Here is a 15945-nt window from a genome sequence, read left to right on the forward strand (position 1 = left end):
CGATGACAGACGGTTCGTCGTACGGCCCGGCGTGCGGCGGCGGTTCACCGGCGCACGAACGTGTCGACCGCCGTGTCGAAGTGCCGTCGCGCACGCGCGGCCTCGTCCGCGGGCGCCGACACCCACACGTCGTACATCCGCCCGCCCTCCTCCCAGCACAGGTCGTAGGTGCGCCGGGCGCCCCGCGCGGCGTCGGAGCCGTCCCAGGTGTACTGCCACAGCGCGGCGGGGCGGCCGTTGCGCGTGGTCTCCGCGACCTGCCCTTCGCGGTAGCCGGGGCTGCGCCCGGGGCCCTCGGCGTCCGCGCGGCGCTGCGCGGCGAGCGGGCCGCCCGGCACCGGGGCCGCGACCGTGATGCCGATGCGGGCGGCCCCGTCCGGGGCGGCGTAGAAGGTGCGCGGCCCGTCTGTGCCGCGCCGGTAGCCCACGGGGACGGCGAGCGCGAAGCCGCGCGGGTCCTTCGCGAGCCGGTAGCCGCCGGGGACCTCGGGGGTGGAGGCACCGAGTCCCTCAGGGGTCTTGGTGACCGTCGAAGTGGCCGTGGGCCCACGGTCCGTGGGCTCCGTCCGGGTGCCGGGCGGGGCCTGCGAAGCGGAGCTCGCGGGCGGTCCGCCGCCCCCGTCGCCGCGCTGGCCGAGCAGCAGCGCGGTGGCCGAAACCGCACCCCCCGCGACGGCCGCGACGAGGGCGGCGGCGATGAGCACGGCCCGGGTCTGACGGCGGTTCAGCCGGTTCGGACGGGGATGCGGACGCGTCGGGAACGGGTCGTCGGGCAGCGGCAGGAGCACCGCGGGCACCGGCCGGACCGGAGGGCGCCGGTACGGGTCGCGCGACAGCGCCGTGTGCCGCCCCGGCCGCAGCGCGACGTGCAGCAGGCCCGCGCCCGGCCGCTCGCCCGGCGGCCGCGGCATCGCGCCGGTCTCGAGATACGTCCGCAGCAACCGTTCCGCCGCGTTCGCGTCGAGCCGCCGCTCCGGATCGCGTTCCAGGAGGCCGAGGACCAGCGGCGCGAGGGGCTCGGCGGCGGGCGGCGGACGTATCTCGTCGAAGACGACGGCGTGCAGCACCCCGCCGATGGAGTCGCGGCGGAACGGCGACTCGCCGTTGACCGCCGCCACCAGTAACGCCCCCAGCGACCACAGGTCGGAGGCGGGACCCGTCCCCTCCCCGGACATCCGCTCCGGCGCGGTGTACTCGGGCGAGCCGACGAAGGAGTCGCTCTCGGTGAGCGTCGTGGCGCCGCTGACCTGCGCGATGCCGAAGTCCGTGAGCACGACGCGGCCGGTGGCCTCCTCCAGGAGCACGTTCGCGGGCTTGAGGTCGCGGTGCAGGATCCCGGCGGCGTGCGCGGTGCGCAGCGCGCCGAGCAGATCGAGGCCGACGCGGGCGGCGGCCTGCGGGCCAAGCGGCCCGGCCCTGCCGATGCGCTGCGCGAGCGACGCGCCGTGGACGTACTCCATGACGATGTACGGATGGCCGTCGTGGACGACCACGTCGTGGACGACGACGATGTGCGGGTGCCGCAGCCGCGCCACCGCGCGGGCCTCGCGCAAGGTGCGCTCGCGCTGCCGGGCGGCCTCCTCGTCGGAGAGCGTCTCGTCGACCGCGAGTTCCTTGACGGCGACGCGACGGCCGAGGAGCTGGTCGGTCGCCCGCCACACGACACCCATGCCACCGCGCCCGAGCCGCGCTTCGAGGCGGTAACGACCGGCGATCACACGGGTGTTGTCACCCAGGCTCCCCATGCGGCCATCATGCCCCAGAGGTGCGGTTTTCCATCCGAGCGGCCGTGACCGGGGGCCGAGACCGGCCAGTTCGGAACGGTGCCGGGCGCCGGGCAGCGGGGTCTGGCAGTGGCCGCCGCGAGAGGTGGCAGTGGCCGCCGCGAGAGGTGGGCGCGGCCACCGTGAGAGGTGGGCGCGCCGGATTCTGGAGCTAGTCGCGCCAGCCGCGCAGCACCGCGTCGAACTGCTCCCGCGTCGCGCTCCAGCCCTCCTGCGGCCCCGACATGTAGATCACGTACTCCACGCCGTCCCGGCTGACGTACGCCTGCTCGATGGCGCGCCGGGGGCCCCTGGTGGTGTCGTTCGAACCGGCCGTCCAGCTGAACTCCCACAGCGCGCCGGGGCGGTCGCGGAAGGTGTTGGAGTTCAGGTGCAGCCTGCGGTAGTCGCCCAGCTTCGGCCTGAGCTGCCGCTCCAGGTCGAGCTGGTGGGCGTAGGGGCTGTCGAAGTCCGGGCTGCGGTCGATGGCGATGCGCACGAAGTGGCGGCCGTTGTCCGGCGTGTAGTCGATCTGACTGCCGTCCACGCGCCGCTTCCAGCCCTTGGGGAGCTTGAGGCTGAAGCCCTCCGCGTCCCGCACGAGCACCCAGTCGGCGGGCACACCGCCGACGACGTCGCCGTCCTTGCCGCCGTCGCCGTCCTTGCCCGCGTTGCCCTCGCTGTCCTTGCCGCTCGTGGACGTCGTGCGGCTCGCCTCGGCCCGGCTGCCGTCGCCGCCGAACTGCAGATAGCCGAACACCCCGCCGCCGCCGAGCAGCGCCGCCGCGGCGACCAGGGCGAGCCTGCGGACCCAGCGCCCGCCGCCGCCCGCGGCCCGGCCGCCCCCGCCGGTCCAGGCCTCGGGCGGCGGGGCCACGGGGGGCTGCGCGGGCGGCGGCGTGAGGGGCGGCACCACGTGCGTCCGCGTCGGCACGTACGCCTGCGCGGAGCTGGGCCGCCGCCCCTCCGCCGCCTCCGCGAGCATCTGCTCCGCCTCGTCCGCGGTGGGCCGCGCGGCCGGGTCCTTGCGCAGCAGGGCCGAGATGACGGGGCCGAGCGCGCCCGCGTGGGCGGGCGGCGTGGGCTCCTCCGTCACCACGGCCTGCATGGTGCCGAGCGGCGAGGTCCTGCGGAACGGCGAGCTGCCCTCGACGGCCGTGTACAGCGTCGCGCCCAGCGCCCACAGGTCGGCGGCGGGCCCGGGGTTGGCGCCGCTGACGCGCTCGGGCGCCAGATAGTCGACGGACCCCACCACTTCGCCGGTCCGCGTGATGGTCGAGTCGCCCTCGATGGCGGCGATGCCGAAGTCGGTGAGCAGGACGCGGCCGTCGGCGGCCAGCAGGACGTTGCCGGGCTTGATGTCGCGGTGCAGGACCCCGGCGGCGTGCGCGGCGCGCAGCGCGCGCAGCACCCACAGGCCGACGCGGGCGGCCTCGCGCGCCTCGACGCGGCCCTCCTTGCAGGCGTCCGCGAGCGAGCGGCCCTCGACCAGCTCCATCACGATCCAGGGGCGGTCGTCGTACTCCAGGACGTCATGGACGGTGACGACGGCGGAGTGGTTGATCTGCGCCTGGGCCCGCGCCTCCGTCTGCGTCCGGGTCAGGAGCACCTCCCGGTCGGCCTCCTGCACCCACTGGGCGGCCGTCAGTTCCTTGACGGCGACGGCCCGGTGCAGCACCTCGTCCCGCGCGCGCCACACCCGCCCCATGCCACCGCTGCCGATCGACTCGCCGAGCCGGTAGCGGCCGGCGAGGAGCAGGCCCTGCATCTGATTCACGTTCCCCCGCAGTTGGTCTTGACAGGGCCCCAGGTTGTTGACAGTGCCAAGGGTAAGGAGGCGTGGGGAGGCAGGGAACGGGCGGGGGTGCTCGGAGACCGCACTGTGACGGTTGCGGCTCGCGATTCCCCCGCTATGCACGCCGTTTCGCCGCGTACGGAGGGGTCACTTCCGGTTGTGCCGGGTCAGCCGGTGACCCGGTACGACTTCGACGCCTGCTCGTACAGCCGGTCCACCTCGTCCCGCTCGGCCTCCGGGCCGCGCACCTGCACCACGTGGAACTTCCCGTCCACGACCATCGCCATGTTGCGCACGAAGACCTCGGTGCCGTCGGGCGCCTGCCAGGTGAACTGGCCCTCCGCCATGGTGCGGCCGCCCACGTCGACCCGGCGCAGGCCGGTGGACGTGGCCCAGGACGAGTCGCGGAACGGCTGCAGCTCGCGCTCGTCCTCCTTCTGGTACGTCATCGGGTCCGAGCCGTGGTCCGCCGTGCTGTCCCGGCCCGGCACGAGGAGGAGCTCGAACTTGCCGTGCGTGTACACGACCTGGCCCCGGCCGTTCAGGGCCTGCCTGCTCCAGCCGTTGGCCACGGCGACGTGGAAGCCCTCCTCGTCCTTGCGCAGCGTGAAGCCGGACGCGAGGTCGGGTGACGTGGTCTGCGGCTCCTGCGAACCGGGGCTCTCGTCGGACGACTTCCCGTCCCCCTGACCCTGCTGGTCCTTGCCCTCGCCCTTGTCCGCATCGCCGTCCGCACCCGTGCCGTCGCCCTTGTCCGGCCTGTCGTCCGCGGCGGAGCTCGCCTCCCCCGCGCTCCCGGTGCGCTCGGAGCCCTCGTTCTCGCTCGCCTTGGGCATGAACAGCATCGCGTACACGACCGCGGCCGCGAGCCCCGCGAGGATCACCAGGAGCAGCACCTTGCCGAGCGAACGCGGCTCGCGCGCGGGGCGCGGGGCGCGCTCCGGGCGCGGCGCCTTCACCGGTCTGGTGTCCCGGGCGCGCTCGCGGCCGCGCTTGTGGCGGCCGTGGCCGCCCGTGGTGGCGACGGGCGCGGGCGAACGCCGCTTGCGCACGACCTCGCCGCGGCGGCGTACGACGGGCAGCCTGCCCCCGTCGTACGGCGGCACGGGCACCACGTGCACGCCCGCGTCCGGCTCGGGCGCCGACCGCACCAGGGAGCGCAGCCAGCCGCTGAGCTCCTCGAAGTCGATCCGCTCGGTGGGGTCCTGACGCAGCAGCGACTCCACGACGGGCCGCAGCGGCCCGCACTCCTCGGCGAACGCGGGCGGCTCCGCGCACACCATCTGCACCAGCTCGGCGGTGCTGTCCTCCGGATACGGGGCGTGGCCCTGCACGGCGCGGAACAGCAGCGCGCCGAGCGCCCACAGGTCGGTGGCGGGCCCGATGGGCGCGGCCAGCTGCCAGTTCTCGTGCACCGGGCCCGCCTGCTCGGGCGCCCAGCGCTCGGTGACCGGGCCGACGACCGTCATCCGCGCGTGCCGGGCGCGCTCGGCGGCGAGCGCGGTGGCGGGACCGCGCCGGGCACGGGGCTCGCCGTCGGGGGCGTCCCAGCCGCCGCCACGGGGGCGGCCGTTGGCCTCGGCGGCCGTCTCGTAGGACTCGGGGGCGTCCGTCTCGTACGGGCCGGGGGCCGCGGCCGTCTCGTACGCCTCGTCGGCCGGGGCCAGGCGCTGTGCGGGCGGGGCCTCCTTGGCCAGGCCGGGCGCCGGGGTGCCGGTGCGCGGCACGGCGCCGTGCCAGGGCTTCTTCTCGCGGACGCCGTAGGGGTCCTGGCCGTGCGCGCCGTACGGGTCGGTGATCCGCCCGGTGGCGCCGCCCGGGCCCGCCGGGTCCAGCTCGACGTGCGCGCCGGTGTCGGGGCCGTTCACCCGGGCCGCCGCGCGCGCCGCTCCCGCGCGGTACGCGGCGATGGCTCCGGCCCGCGCCACCCTCGGGTCACGCTCGGGCACGGGGTCGTAGGCGGAGCCGGATCCGGGGCCGGGAGCGCCGGGGTCAGGGTCGGGGTCGTACGCGGCGTCCGGGCCGTACTCAGGGTCGGGGCCGGAGTCGTAGCCGTGGTCCTGGTCGTACGCGGGGTCGGCCTCGACGCCGTGCGCCTCCACGGCTCCGTGGTCCCCGACGCCGTGGTCACCGGAGTCCCCGGTCGCCCCGGGGTCCGTGAAGCCGGAGAAGTCGTCCTCCTCGGGCCGCGGGTCGTACCCGCACAGCGCTTCCTCGGCCGCGCCCGCCGCGAGGCCCGTGAGCAGCACCCGGCCGTCGTCGCAGACGAGCACCGTGCGCGCGGTGATGTTCCGGTGGACCCAGCCGTGCGCGTGCAGCACCCGCAGCGCGGTGACCACGTCGGCGGCGACCTCGGCCGCGCGGAAGGGGTTCAGCGGCTTGTCGGCGAGCAGCGCCGCGAGCGGCCGCGCCGCCACCAGCTCGCTCACTATCCACAGCGAGCCGTCCTCCGCGAACACGTCGAAGACCTGGTCGAGGCGCGGGTGGTCGGGGATGCGGGCGGCGGCCTGGGCGGCCTCTATGGCGCGGCGCACCGCCGGGTCGCTGGGCCTGCGCGTGGCCCGCGCGCCCGCGCGCCGACGGGTCTTCGCTCCGGAGCGCGCGCTGCGGAACCCGTCCGGGAGGCCGCCGGGCAGTACGTCGCTCAGGTCGCCGTCGCCGAAGCCCTCGTCGCCGACGACCTCCGCCTCCACGACCTCGGGCAGCGGCACCTGCCTGACCAGGACTTCCTGGCCGCTGTAGGTGTCGAAGGCGCGGGTCTCGGCGAACTCGTACTCATCGGCCGGTGGCAGCGGCAGGCGGTAGCGGTCGGCGAGCACCCGTCCCGCATAGTCCTCCACGATGCCTCCCCCAACCGCCCGGTGGTCAATTCCGTTCGCTTTACGGCTCGTTGCGGCTGCTTACCCTCCGCAAGCACTCACGATACGTCCCCCGGCCGGAACGTAATGAGGGGTTGGCGGATCTCACCGGATCGTCGTCACTTCTTGGGCTCGAACGTGCGGGTGAACGTCCGCCACGTGTTCTTGCGCCCCTTGCTGTCCCAGTCGTCGGCCTTGGCCGTGTACATCAGGGCGTAGCCGAGGCCGCCGTTGACCACGAAGCCGCGGTCCACGGAGCGGTACTTGGTGCCGCCGTCGACGTAGGTGAACTCCCAGTCGGCCGTGAGCCAGCCGCGGAAGTCCACCTTCTCTATGCGGATCTTCTTGTACTCCGCCCGGCGCATGAAGGACTCCTGGTTCTTCCAGTCGGCCACCGGGTTGTCCTTGGGCGTCGTCGTCCAGCCGACCAGGAGCTTCTGTCCGTCAGGCCCGGTGAAACGGGCGCCCGCGCTGTCCGTCGAGCCGAACTTCCAGCCCTTCGGCAGGCCTATTTTGAAGCCCTGCGCGTGCTTGTACGTCTCTTCCGCGCCGTCGCCCTTGCCCTGGTCGGCGCCGCCGATGGCCGCGCCCTGGCCGTCGTCCTTGCCGGAGCCCTGGCCGTCGCCCTTGCCCTGGTCGTCCTTGGCGCCGTCGCCCTTGTCCGAGCCCGAGCCGCCGGACTTGCCGTCGCCGCCGGAGCCGTCGCCCGAGCCCTTGCCGGAGTCCTCGCCCTTGCCGTCGCCGCCCGCGGACGCGCCGCTGGAGGCCGAGGTGTCACCGCCGCTCTTGCCGTCCTTGCCGCCCTCGTCGCCGTTGAGGGCGAAGGCGAGCACCGTGCCGAGCACGGCGAGCGCGACGACCACCGCGATGATCACCAGGGTGCGGCGGGGCACCACGTCCGTGAGCGGTGCCCTGGCGGGCGCTCTGGGCGGCCCGCCCGGCTGCCCGGGAACGCGGGCGCCGCCCGGCGAACCCGCGCCCATGGCGTACGCGTTCACCCCGGCACCGGCACCGGCCGCCGCGCCCGCGGCACCCGTCGCCGTGACCCTCGTCGCCGCCGTGCCCGGCGTCGCGCCGGTCCCGGCCGCGGCACCCGGCCCGGCCGCGCGCCCGCTCGCGCCCGCACCGGACACCGAGCCCAAGTCCATCGTGCCGCCGCCCGCGGGGGGAGCGCCCGGGGTGCTCCGCGGCGCGGGGGCCGCCGCGGCCGCGCCACCGGCCGACGCCCGCGGGGCGCCGCCGAGCGCCGCACCGGCGCCACTCGTCGCCCCGGCTCCGCGGGACGCCGTCGTCGCGGCGGCCTTCTTGCGCACCGAACGGAACGCGCCCTTGAGCCGCTCCGCGGCCTCCTCGCCCTTGCGGCCACCAGCGGGTCCGGGCGACTGCGACGGCACGGGGGGCACCGGCGGCAGGGGCACGACCTTCGTCGCGTCCGCCGGGTCCTCGGGGTTCTTGTCGAGGGCGGCGTCCGGGGAATTGACCACGTCGAGCAGCAGCGCACGCGCGCCCGCGTCGTCGAGCCGCTGCTCGGGGTCCTTGGCGAGCAGGCCGTAGATGACCTTCTCCAGCAAAGGACCGGCGTTCTGCGGCGGTTCCACGGCCTCGGTCATCACGGCGGTGAGCGTCGCGATGGCCGATCCCTTGTCGTACGGCGGGACGCCCTCCACGGCCGCGTAGATGAGGCCGCCGAGCGACCACAGGTCGGCGGCGGGGCCCGGCTTGTGGCCGCGCGCCCGCTCCGGCGAGATGTACGAGGGCGCGCCGACGAGCATGCCCGTCGACGTGATCGACGGGTCGCCCTCGACCTGGGCGATGCCGAAGTCCGTCAGGACGACGCGGCCGTCCTCGGCGATCAGGACGTTGGACGGCTTCACATCGCGGTGCAGGATGCCCTCGCGGTGCGCCGAGCGCAGCACGTCGAGCACGGCGAGGCCGACCTCCGCGGCGCGCCTGGAGGTGAGCAGACCGTCCTCACGGACGGCCTCGGCCAGGGACTTGCCCTCGACCAGCTCCATCACGATCCAGGGCCGGTCGTCCTCGTCGACCACGTCATAGACCGTCACCGCGCCGGTGTTGCGGATCCGGGCGATCGCCTTGGCCTCGCGGAGGGTGCGCGTGATGAGGCGGCGCTTCTCCTCGTCGTCGATGCTCGACGGGAAGCGCAGCTCCTTCACCGCGACCGTGCGGCCCAGCGTCTCGTCCTTCGCCCGCCAGACCGTGCCCATGCCGCCCCGGCCGAGCACGTCACCGAGTCGGTAGCGGCCCGCTAGGAGACGCGCGCTCTGATCCTGACGGGCCCCGCCCGTCTGCTCCGCCTCCGACATGCGTCCCCTCAACTACCCGCACAACCCGCCCTGACAGAGCCTTCATTGTCCCTCACCCAGGAACCGGTCAACGCCGCGGGTCAGATGTCCCACATGGTGGACTTCGTCTCCGCGTCGCCCCTGAGCGAACCCCTGCGCATCACCCCAAACCCCCCTGGCCATACCTCCCTTGGGCACCCTCCTCCGGCCAAAACACCCGATCCTTGGCGTGTCCTTCCTTGACAACGCCCCGGCGGGCCTCTAAAGCGGCACGATGTCCGGCGCCCCCAGGCGCGCCGCGTCCGCCGTCAGGTCGTCCGGCTGGCGCTGGGACTCGCGCTCGGCCTCCACCCGCTTCTCGTAGTGCTGGACTTCGCGCTCGATCTGGTCCTTGTCCCAGCCGAGCACGGGCGCCATCAGCTCCGCGCACTCGCGGGCGCTGCGCGTGCCCCGGTCGAAGGTCTCGATGGAGATGCGGGTGCGGCGCGTGAGCACGTCGTCCAGGTGCCGGGCGCCCTCGTGGGAGGCGGCGTAGACGATCTCGGCGCGCAGATAGTCGTCGGCGGCGTGCAGCGGCGCGGCGAGGGAGGCGTCGGCCTCGATGAGGGCCAGGACCTCCTCGGCCAGGGAGCCGTAACGGTTCAACAGGTGCTCCACGCGCACCACGTGCAGCCCGGTGCGCGCGGCGGTGCCCGCGCGCGCGTTCCACAGGGCGCGATAGCCCTCGGCGCCGACCAGGGGGATGTCCTCCGTGACGCAGTCCGCGACCCGCTGGTCCAGGCCGTGCACCGCCTCGTCCACGGCGTCCTTGGCCATCACGCGGTACGTCGTGTACTTGCCGCCCGCGATGACGACCAGGCCGGGGGCGGGGTGCGCGACCGTGTGCTCGCGAGAGAGCTTGCTCGTGGCGTCCGACTCCCCGGCGAGCAGGGGCCGCAGGCCCGCGTACACCCCCTGGACGTCGTCCCGTGAGAGCGGGACCGCGAGGACCGAGTTCACATGCTCCAGGAGGTAGTCGATGTCCGCGCTGGAGGCCGCCGGGTGGGCCTTGTCCAGGTCCCAGTCCGTGTCGGTCGTGCCGATGATCCAGTGCCTGCCCCAGGGGATGACGAACAGGACGCTCTTCTCCGTGCGCAGGATCAGGCCCGTGGTGGAGTTGATCCGGTCCTTCGGCACGACCAGATGGATGCCCTTGGAGGCGCGGACGTGGAACTGGCCGCGCTCGCCGACCATCGCCTGGGTGTCGTCCGTCCACACTCCGGTGGCGTTGACGATCTGCTTCGCGCGGATCTCGTACTCCCCGCCCGCCTCCACGTCCTGGACGCGGGCGCCGACGACCCGCTCGCCCTCGCGCAGGAACCCGGTCACCCGGGCGCGGTTGGCGGCGAGGGCGCCATAGGCGGCGGCGGTGCGCACGAGGGTGGCCACATAGCGGGCGTCGTCCATCTGCGCGTCGTAGTACTGAAGGGCCCCGGTGAGGGCGTCCTTCTTCAGGCAGGGGGCCACGCGCAGGGCGTGACGCCGGGTCAGGTGGCGGTGCATGGGCAGGCCGCGGCCGTGGCCCCGGGCCATCGACATCGCGTCGTACAGCGCGACGCCCGATCCCGCGTAGACCCGCTCCCAGCCCTGGTGCTGGAGGGGATAGAGGAAAGGCACCGGCTTCACCAGGTGCGGGGCGAGCCGCTCCAGGAGCAGACCGCGCTCCTTGAGGGCCTCCCTGACCAGCGCGAAGTCCAGCATCTCCAGATAGCGCAGGCCGCCGTGGATGAGCTTGCTCGAGCGGCTGGACGTGCCCGACGCCCAGTCCCTGGCCTCGACCAGGCCCGTGGACAGGCCGCGGGTCACGGCGTCGAGCGCGGTGCCCGCGCCGACCACGCCGCCGCCCACGACGAGAACGTCCAGCTCGCGCTCGGCCATGCCCGCGAGTGACTCGGCACGCTCCGCCGGCCCCAGAGTCGCTGTCCTCACCGCTGCCTCCCGTGGTGGTCGTCGGGTGTGGTCGCGCTCACATCATGCCCAGATTCTTGCCGCGCTCGCCGAGTTCGGCCACCGACTGTGGACAACACTCCGGCGACAGGCGGAGCCCAATGCCGTAAATCGGTCATATTTACTCCTAGTCTGACATTGCGTTGCCCCATCTTGTCCACAGGGCTTGCGCACTGGCTCCACTCCGGCTATTGGGAAGGACGGCTCACCGCCATGCCAGCAGACCTCGCCGTCATCGGTCTCGGTCATCTCGGCCTGCCCCTCGCCCAGGCCGCCGCCCACGGCGGCATCGCCACCATCGGCTACGACCCCGTCCGCGCGCCCGAACTCGCCGGCGGCCGCCTGCCCGGCGACGGCGCCGAGGGCACCCTCACGGCCGCCGATGTCCGCCGGATGCTCGCGGGCGGCTTCCGGCCCACCACCGACCCGGCCGAGCTCGGCCGGGTCCGCACCGCCGTCATCTGCGCCCCCACTCCCCAGGGTGAGGACCAGGCGCTCGACCTCGGCCATGTGGCCGAAGCCGCCCGCGCCCTGGCCGCGCGCCTGCGACCGCACACCACGGTCATCCTGGAGTCCCCCGCCTACCCGGGCACCACGGAGGAATTCCTGCGCCCCCTCCTCGAAGAGGGCTCGGGCCTTCGCGCCGGACGCGACTTCCACCTGGCCTACTCCCCCGGCCGCCTGGACCCCGGCAGCCGCACCCACGGCTACGCGGGCACCCCGAAGGTCATCGGCGGCCTCACCCCCGCCTGCACCGAGTCGGCGGCCGCCTTCTACGGCCGCCTCACCGACAAGGTCGTCCGCGCGCGTGGGCCACGGGAGGCAGAGACCGTGCACCTCCTGGAGACCAACTACCGCCATGTGAACATGGCGCTCGTCAACGAGATGGCCGTCCTCTGCCACGACCTCGGCATCGACCTGTGGGACGTCATCCGCTGCGCCGAGACCAAGCCGTTCGGCTTCCAGGCCTTCCGGCCCGGGCCCGGCGTCGGCGGCCACGGCGCCCCCCTGGACGTGCCGAGCCCGGCGCGCGGCGCCCGCCCGCTGCGCATGGTCGAGCTCGCGCAGCAGGTCAACGACCGCATGCCGGGCTATGTCATCCAGCGCGCCGCGACCCTGCTCAACGAGCACGGCAAGTCCGCGCGCGGGGCCCGGGTCCTGCTCCTCGGCGTCACGTACAAGCCCGACGTCGCCGACCAGCAGGGAGCTCCCGCCCAGGAGATCGCGGTCCGCCTGATGCAGCTCGGCGCTGCCGTCAGCTACCACGACCCGTACGTCGGCCACTGGAACGTTCTCGGCCATCCGGTGCCGCGCGCGGACAGCCTCTACGAAGCGGCCGCCGACGCCGACCTGACGATCCTGCTCCAGCAGCACCGCACCTACGACCTCCAGGGTCTGGCGGTGAAGGCCCAACTCCTGCTTGACACCCGGGGCGCGACCCCGGCGGGCGCGGCCCATCGCCTCTGATCGCCCCGCCAACCCCCTGGGGCCCGTCGGCCACTGCTGCTACGGTGCGGATCCAGCCACACCCGCACACCAGTGCGCCGATGTCCCAGGGGGAAATCCAGATGACGCAGCCCACACCGCCAGGCCAGCCCGGTTACCCGTACGGCCAGGGCGGAGCCGATCCGTATGGCCAGGGCGGCGCTCAGCAACCGTACGGCCAGCCGGGTTACGGCTACCCCCAACAGCCCCAGCAGCCCCAGCAGCCCTACGGCCAGCAGCCGCCGCAGCCCCAGCAGCCGTACGCCCCCTTCCCGCAGCAGCAGAACGGCTTTCCGGCCCCGTACACGGTGCCCGCGCCGCCCGCTCCCGCCCGCGACAACGTGGGCCTCGGGCTCGTCGTCGCCGTCGTGACCGCCCTGGTCGCGGCCGGGATCTACGGCGGGATCATCGGTGCCACCGAGCGCGAGATCGGCTGGGCGGCCGTCGGCGTCGGCTTCGTGGTCGGCCTCGCCACGGGGAAGGCCGGGGGCCGCAACCCCGCCCTCGCGGTGATCTCGGCCGCCCTGTCCCTCGGTGCCGTCTACCTGGGGCAGCTGATCGGCGCCGCCATGGTCTTCTCCGAGAAGGTCAACGTGGGCTTCTCGGAGATCTTCTTCGACCACTTCGACCTCCTCCAGAAGGGCTGGAAGGAAGAAGCCGACGCGATGACGTTCGTGTTCTTCGCGATAGCCGCGGTGGCCGCCTTCGGAGGCGCGAAGCGCGCCGCACAGTAGCGCCGTACGAAAGAAGCCGTACGGAAGAAGCCGTACGACATGAAGGGGCCCGGTCCGCCATCAGGCGGGCCGGGCCCCTTCGTAGTGCTCGATCGCGCTGCTCAAGCGCAGCGCAACGTCACCGCTTGTGCTGCGAGTCCGCCACCGTCACCTCGACGCGCTGGAACTCCTTGAGCTCGCTGTAGCCCGTGGTGGCCATCGCGCGGCGCAGGGCGCCGAAGAAGTTCATCGAGCCGTCCGGGATGTGCGACGGGCCGGTGAGGACTTCCTCGGTCGTGCCGACCGTGCCCAGGTCGACCTTCTTGCCGCGCGGCACGTCCTCGTGGACGGCCTCCATGCCCCAGTGGTGGCCCCGGCCCGGCGCGTCCGTGGCGCGCGCCAGCGGGGAGCCCATCATCACGGCGTCCGCGCCGCAGGCGATGGCCTTGGGCAGGTCACCCGACCAGCCCACGCCGCCGTCGGCGATGACGTGGACGTAGCGGCCGCCGGACTCGTCCATGTAGTCGCGGCGGGCCGCGGCGACGTCGGCCACCGCGGTGGCCATCGGGACCTGGATGCCCAGGACGTTGCGCGTGGTGTGCGCGGCGCCGCCGCCGAAGCCGACGAGGACACCGGCCGCGCCGGTGCGCATCAGGTGCAGGGCGGCCGTGTACGTGGCGCAGCCGCCGACGATGACCGGGACGTCCAGCTCGTAGATGAACTGCTTCAGGTTCAGCGGCTCGGCGGCGCCGGAGACGTGCTCGGCCGACACGGTCGTGCCGCGGATCACGAAGATGTCCACGCCCGCGTCCACGACGGCCTTGGAGAACTGCGCGGTGCGCTGCGGGGAGAGCGCGGCGGCGGTGACGACACCGGAGTCGCGCACCTCCTTGATGCGCTGCCCGATGAGCTCTTCCTTGATGGGCGCGGCGTAGATCTCCTGGAGGCGGCGCGTCGCGGCCTCGGCGGGCAGTTCCGCGATCTCGTCGAGCAGCGGCTGCGGGTCCTCGTACCGCGTCCAGAGGCCTTCGAGGTTGAGGACGCCGAGGCCGCCGAGCTCGCCGATGCGGATGGCGGTCGCGGGCGAGACCACGGAGTCCATGGGGGCCGCGAGGAAGGGCAGCTCGAAGCGGTAGGCGTCGATCTGCCAGGCGATCGAGACCTCCTTCGGGTCGCGGGTGCGCCGACTCGGTACGACGGCGATGTCGTCGAAGGCGTACGCCCGGCGGCCGCGCTTGCCGCGCCCGATCTCGATCTCAGTCACGTGTGTGGCCCTTCAGCTTTCCTACGGCACTCCGTATGCCGTTCCAGTATCCCCGACACGCGCGCGTGGGGGCGGCCCAGGACTCCGGGCCGCCCCCACGCGCGCGTGGCCGCTACTTGTTGCGGCTGTAGTTCGGTGCCTCGACGGTCATCTGGATGTCGTGCGGGTGGCTCTCCTTGAGGCCCGCCGACGTGATCCGTACGAAACGGCCGTTGTTCTGGAGCTCGGGAACGGTCCGGCCGCCTACGTAGAACATCGACTGGCGCAGACCGCCCACCAGCTGGTGCACGACCGCGGACAGCGGGCCGCGGTAGGGCACCTGGCCCTCGATGCCTTCGGGCACCAGCTTCTCGTCGGAGGCGACGCCCTCCTGGAAGTACCGGTCCTTGGAGAAGGACCGCTGGTCGCCACGGGACTGCATGGCGCCGAGGGAGCCCATGCCGCGGTACGACTTGAACTGCTTGCCGTTGATGAAGAGCAGCTCGCCCGGGGACTCCTCGCAGCCCGCGAGCAGCGAGCCGAGCATGACCGTGTCGGCGCCCGCGACCAGGGCCTTCGCGATGTCGCCGGAGTACTGCAGGCCGCCGTCGCCGATCACCGGGACACCGGCTTCCTTGGCGGCGAGCGACGCTTCGTAGATGGCCGTTACCTGCGGTACGCCGATGCCGGCGACGACGCGGGTCGTGCAGATGGAGCCGGGACCGACGCCCACCTTGATGCCGTCGACACCGGCGTCGATGAGGGCCTTGGCGCCGTCGCGGGTGGCGATGTTGCCGCCGATGACGTCGACGCCGCCGGAGTTCGACTTGATCTTGGCGACCATGTCGCCGACCAGGCGGGAGTGGCCGTGCGCGGTGTCGACGACGATGAAGTCGACGCCCGCCTCGATCAGCGCCTGGGCGCGGTCGAAGGCGTCACCGGCGACGCCGACGGCGGCACCGACGATGAGGCGGCCCTCGGAGTCCTTCGCGGCGTTCGGGTACTTCTCGGCCTTCACGAAGTCCTTGACCGTGATGAGGCCCTTGAGCACGCCGCTGTCGTCGACCAGCGGCAGCTTCTCGATCTTGTGGCGGCGCAGCAGCTCCATGGCGTCCACGCCGGAGATGCCGACCTTGCCGGTGACCAGCGGCATCGGCGTCATGACCTCGCGCACCTGGCGCGAGCGGTCCGCCTCGAAGGCCATGTCACGGTTGGTGACGATGCCGAGCAGCTTGCCCGCGCCGTCGGTCACCGGGACGCCGCTGATGCGGAACTTGGCGCAGATCGCGTCGGCCTCGCCGAGCGTGGCGTCCGGGTGCACGGTGATCGGGTCGGTGACCATGCCGGACTCCGACCGCTTCACCAAGTCGACCTGGTTGGCCTGGTCGGCGATCGACAGGTTGCGGTGCAGCACGCCGACGCCGCCCTGGCGGGCCATGGCGATGGCCATGCGGGACTCGGTCACCTTGTCCATCGCCGCCGAGAGCAGCGGAACGTTCACCCGGACGTTCTTCGAGACGTACGAGGCGGTGTCGATGTCCCCGGGCGCCATGTCCGACGCGCCCGGGAGCAGCAGCACGTCGTCGTAGGTCAGCCCGAGTGTCGCGAATTTCTCGGGCACTCCGTCGACGTTGGCAGTCATGACACCTTCCCCAAATGGCCTTGATCGGTGCGGATGTCCATGCTAACGGGAAGCATGGCTCTCTCATTCCACGATCACGGCTGCCCCGAGGCTTCGTAGGTTCACACATAGAACCTGCCGGTTTCAGCCCGTCCGGCGTTTGAGGACGAGCCGCGGA

At 73.3% G+C, this 15945-nt stretch carries 9 protein-coding genes; 2 read left to right on the top strand and 7 right to left on the bottom strand.

What is annotated here, in order from left to right:
• Window positions 1-44 precede the first annotated feature (44 nt).
• The 5 genes from AC07A4_RS03380 to AC07A4_RS03400 all read right to left on the bottom strand — a co-directional run bounded on the left by AC07A4_RS03380 (window position 45) and on the right by AC07A4_RS03400 (window position 10687).
• Window positions 45-1745, bottom strand: a complete 1701-nt coding sequence (locus AC07A4_RS03380; protein ID WP_478592240.1) for a serine/threonine-protein kinase — start codon at window positions 1743-1745, stop codon at window positions 45-47.
• Window positions 1746-1935: 190 nt separating this feature from the next.
• Window positions 1936-3531 carry a serine/threonine-protein kinase gene (locus AC07A4_RS03385; RefSeq protein ID WP_478592908.1) on the bottom strand — a complete coding sequence of 532 codons (1596 nt, stop codon included), beginning with the start codon at window positions 3529-3531 and terminating at the stop codon, window positions 1936-1938.
• 194 nt (window positions 3532-3725) lie between these two features.
• Window positions 3726-6398: a protein kinase gene (locus AC07A4_RS03390; RefSeq protein ID WP_478592243.1), complete on the bottom strand. Its 2673-nt coding sequence runs from the start codon at window positions 6396-6398 to the stop codon at window positions 3726-3728.
• A gap of 137 nt (window positions 6399-6535) precedes the next feature.
• Entirely contained in the window at window positions 6536-8740 is a 2205-nt protein-coding gene (locus tag AC07A4_RS03395; protein ID WP_478592246.1) for a serine/threonine-protein kinase, read from the bottom strand.
• A 240-nt stretch (window positions 8741-8980) separates the two neighbouring features.
• Window positions 8981-10687: a glycerol-3-phosphate dehydrogenase/oxidase gene (locus AC07A4_RS03400; RefSeq protein WP_478592248.1), complete on the bottom strand. Its 1707-nt coding sequence runs from the start codon at window positions 10685-10687 to the stop codon at window positions 8981-8983.
• Window positions 10688-10918: 231 nt separating this feature from the next.
• Here AC07A4_RS03400 and AC07A4_RS03405 point away from each other — a divergent pair, with 231 nt between their 5' ends.
• On the top strand, window positions 10919-12172 hold the full coding sequence (locus AC07A4_RS03405) for a nucleotide sugar dehydrogenase (RefSeq protein ID WP_478592251.1): 1254 nt from the start codon (window positions 10919-10921) through the stop codon (window positions 12170-12172).
• A 101-nt stretch (window positions 12173-12273) separates the two neighbouring features.
• Complete coding sequence (locus AC07A4_RS03410; protein ID WP_478592254.1) at window positions 12274-12924, top strand: hypothetical protein; 651 nt, start codon at window positions 12274-12276, stop codon at window positions 12922-12924.
• A gap of 118 nt (window positions 12925-13042) precedes the next feature.
• Here the strand turns inward: AC07A4_RS03410 and AC07A4_RS03415 are convergent, their stop codons facing one another.
• Both AC07A4_RS03415 and guaB read right to left on the bottom strand, forming a co-directional pair.
• Entirely contained in the window at window positions 13043-14167 is a 1125-nt protein-coding gene (locus AC07A4_RS03415; RefSeq protein WP_478592256.1) for a GuaB3 family IMP dehydrogenase-related protein, read from the bottom strand.
• Between the two features lie 112 nt (window positions 14168-14279).
• Window positions 14280-15788 (bottom strand): IMP dehydrogenase, encoded by a 1509-nt coding sequence (gene guaB / locus AC07A4_RS03420; protein WP_478592259.1) that lies wholly within the window; start codon window positions 15786-15788, stop codon window positions 14280-14282.
• Window positions 15789-15945 lie beyond the last annotated feature (157 nt).

This window comes from Streptomyces sp. NPDC043996, from assembly GCF_056435225.1.

Bases quoted from the DNA above. Each gene is read 5' to 3' on its own strand.
- AC07A4_RS03395 (WP_478592246.1), bottom strand. From the start codon at position 8,740: ATGTCGGAGGCGGAGCAGACGGGCGGGGCCCGTCAGGATCAGAGCGCG.
- AC07A4_RS03410 (WP_478592254.1), top strand. From the start codon at position 12,274: ATGACGCAGCCCACACCGCCAGGCCAGCCCGGTTACCCGTACGGCCAG.
- AC07A4_RS03380 (WP_478592240.1), bottom strand. From the start codon at position 1,745: ATGGGGAGCCTGGGTGACAACACCCGTGTGATCGCCGGTCGTTACCGC.
- AC07A4_RS03385 (WP_478592908.1), bottom strand. From the start codon at position 3,531: ATGCAGGGCCTGCTCCTCGCCGGCCGCTACCGGCTCGGCGAGTCGATC.
- AC07A4_RS03405 (WP_478592251.1), top strand. From the start codon at position 10,919: ATGCCAGCAGACCTCGCCGTCATCGGTCTCGGTCATCTCGGCCTGCCC.
- guaB (WP_478592259.1), bottom strand. From the start codon at position 15,788: ATGACTGCCAACGTCGACGGAGTGCCCGAGAAATTCGCGACACTCGGG.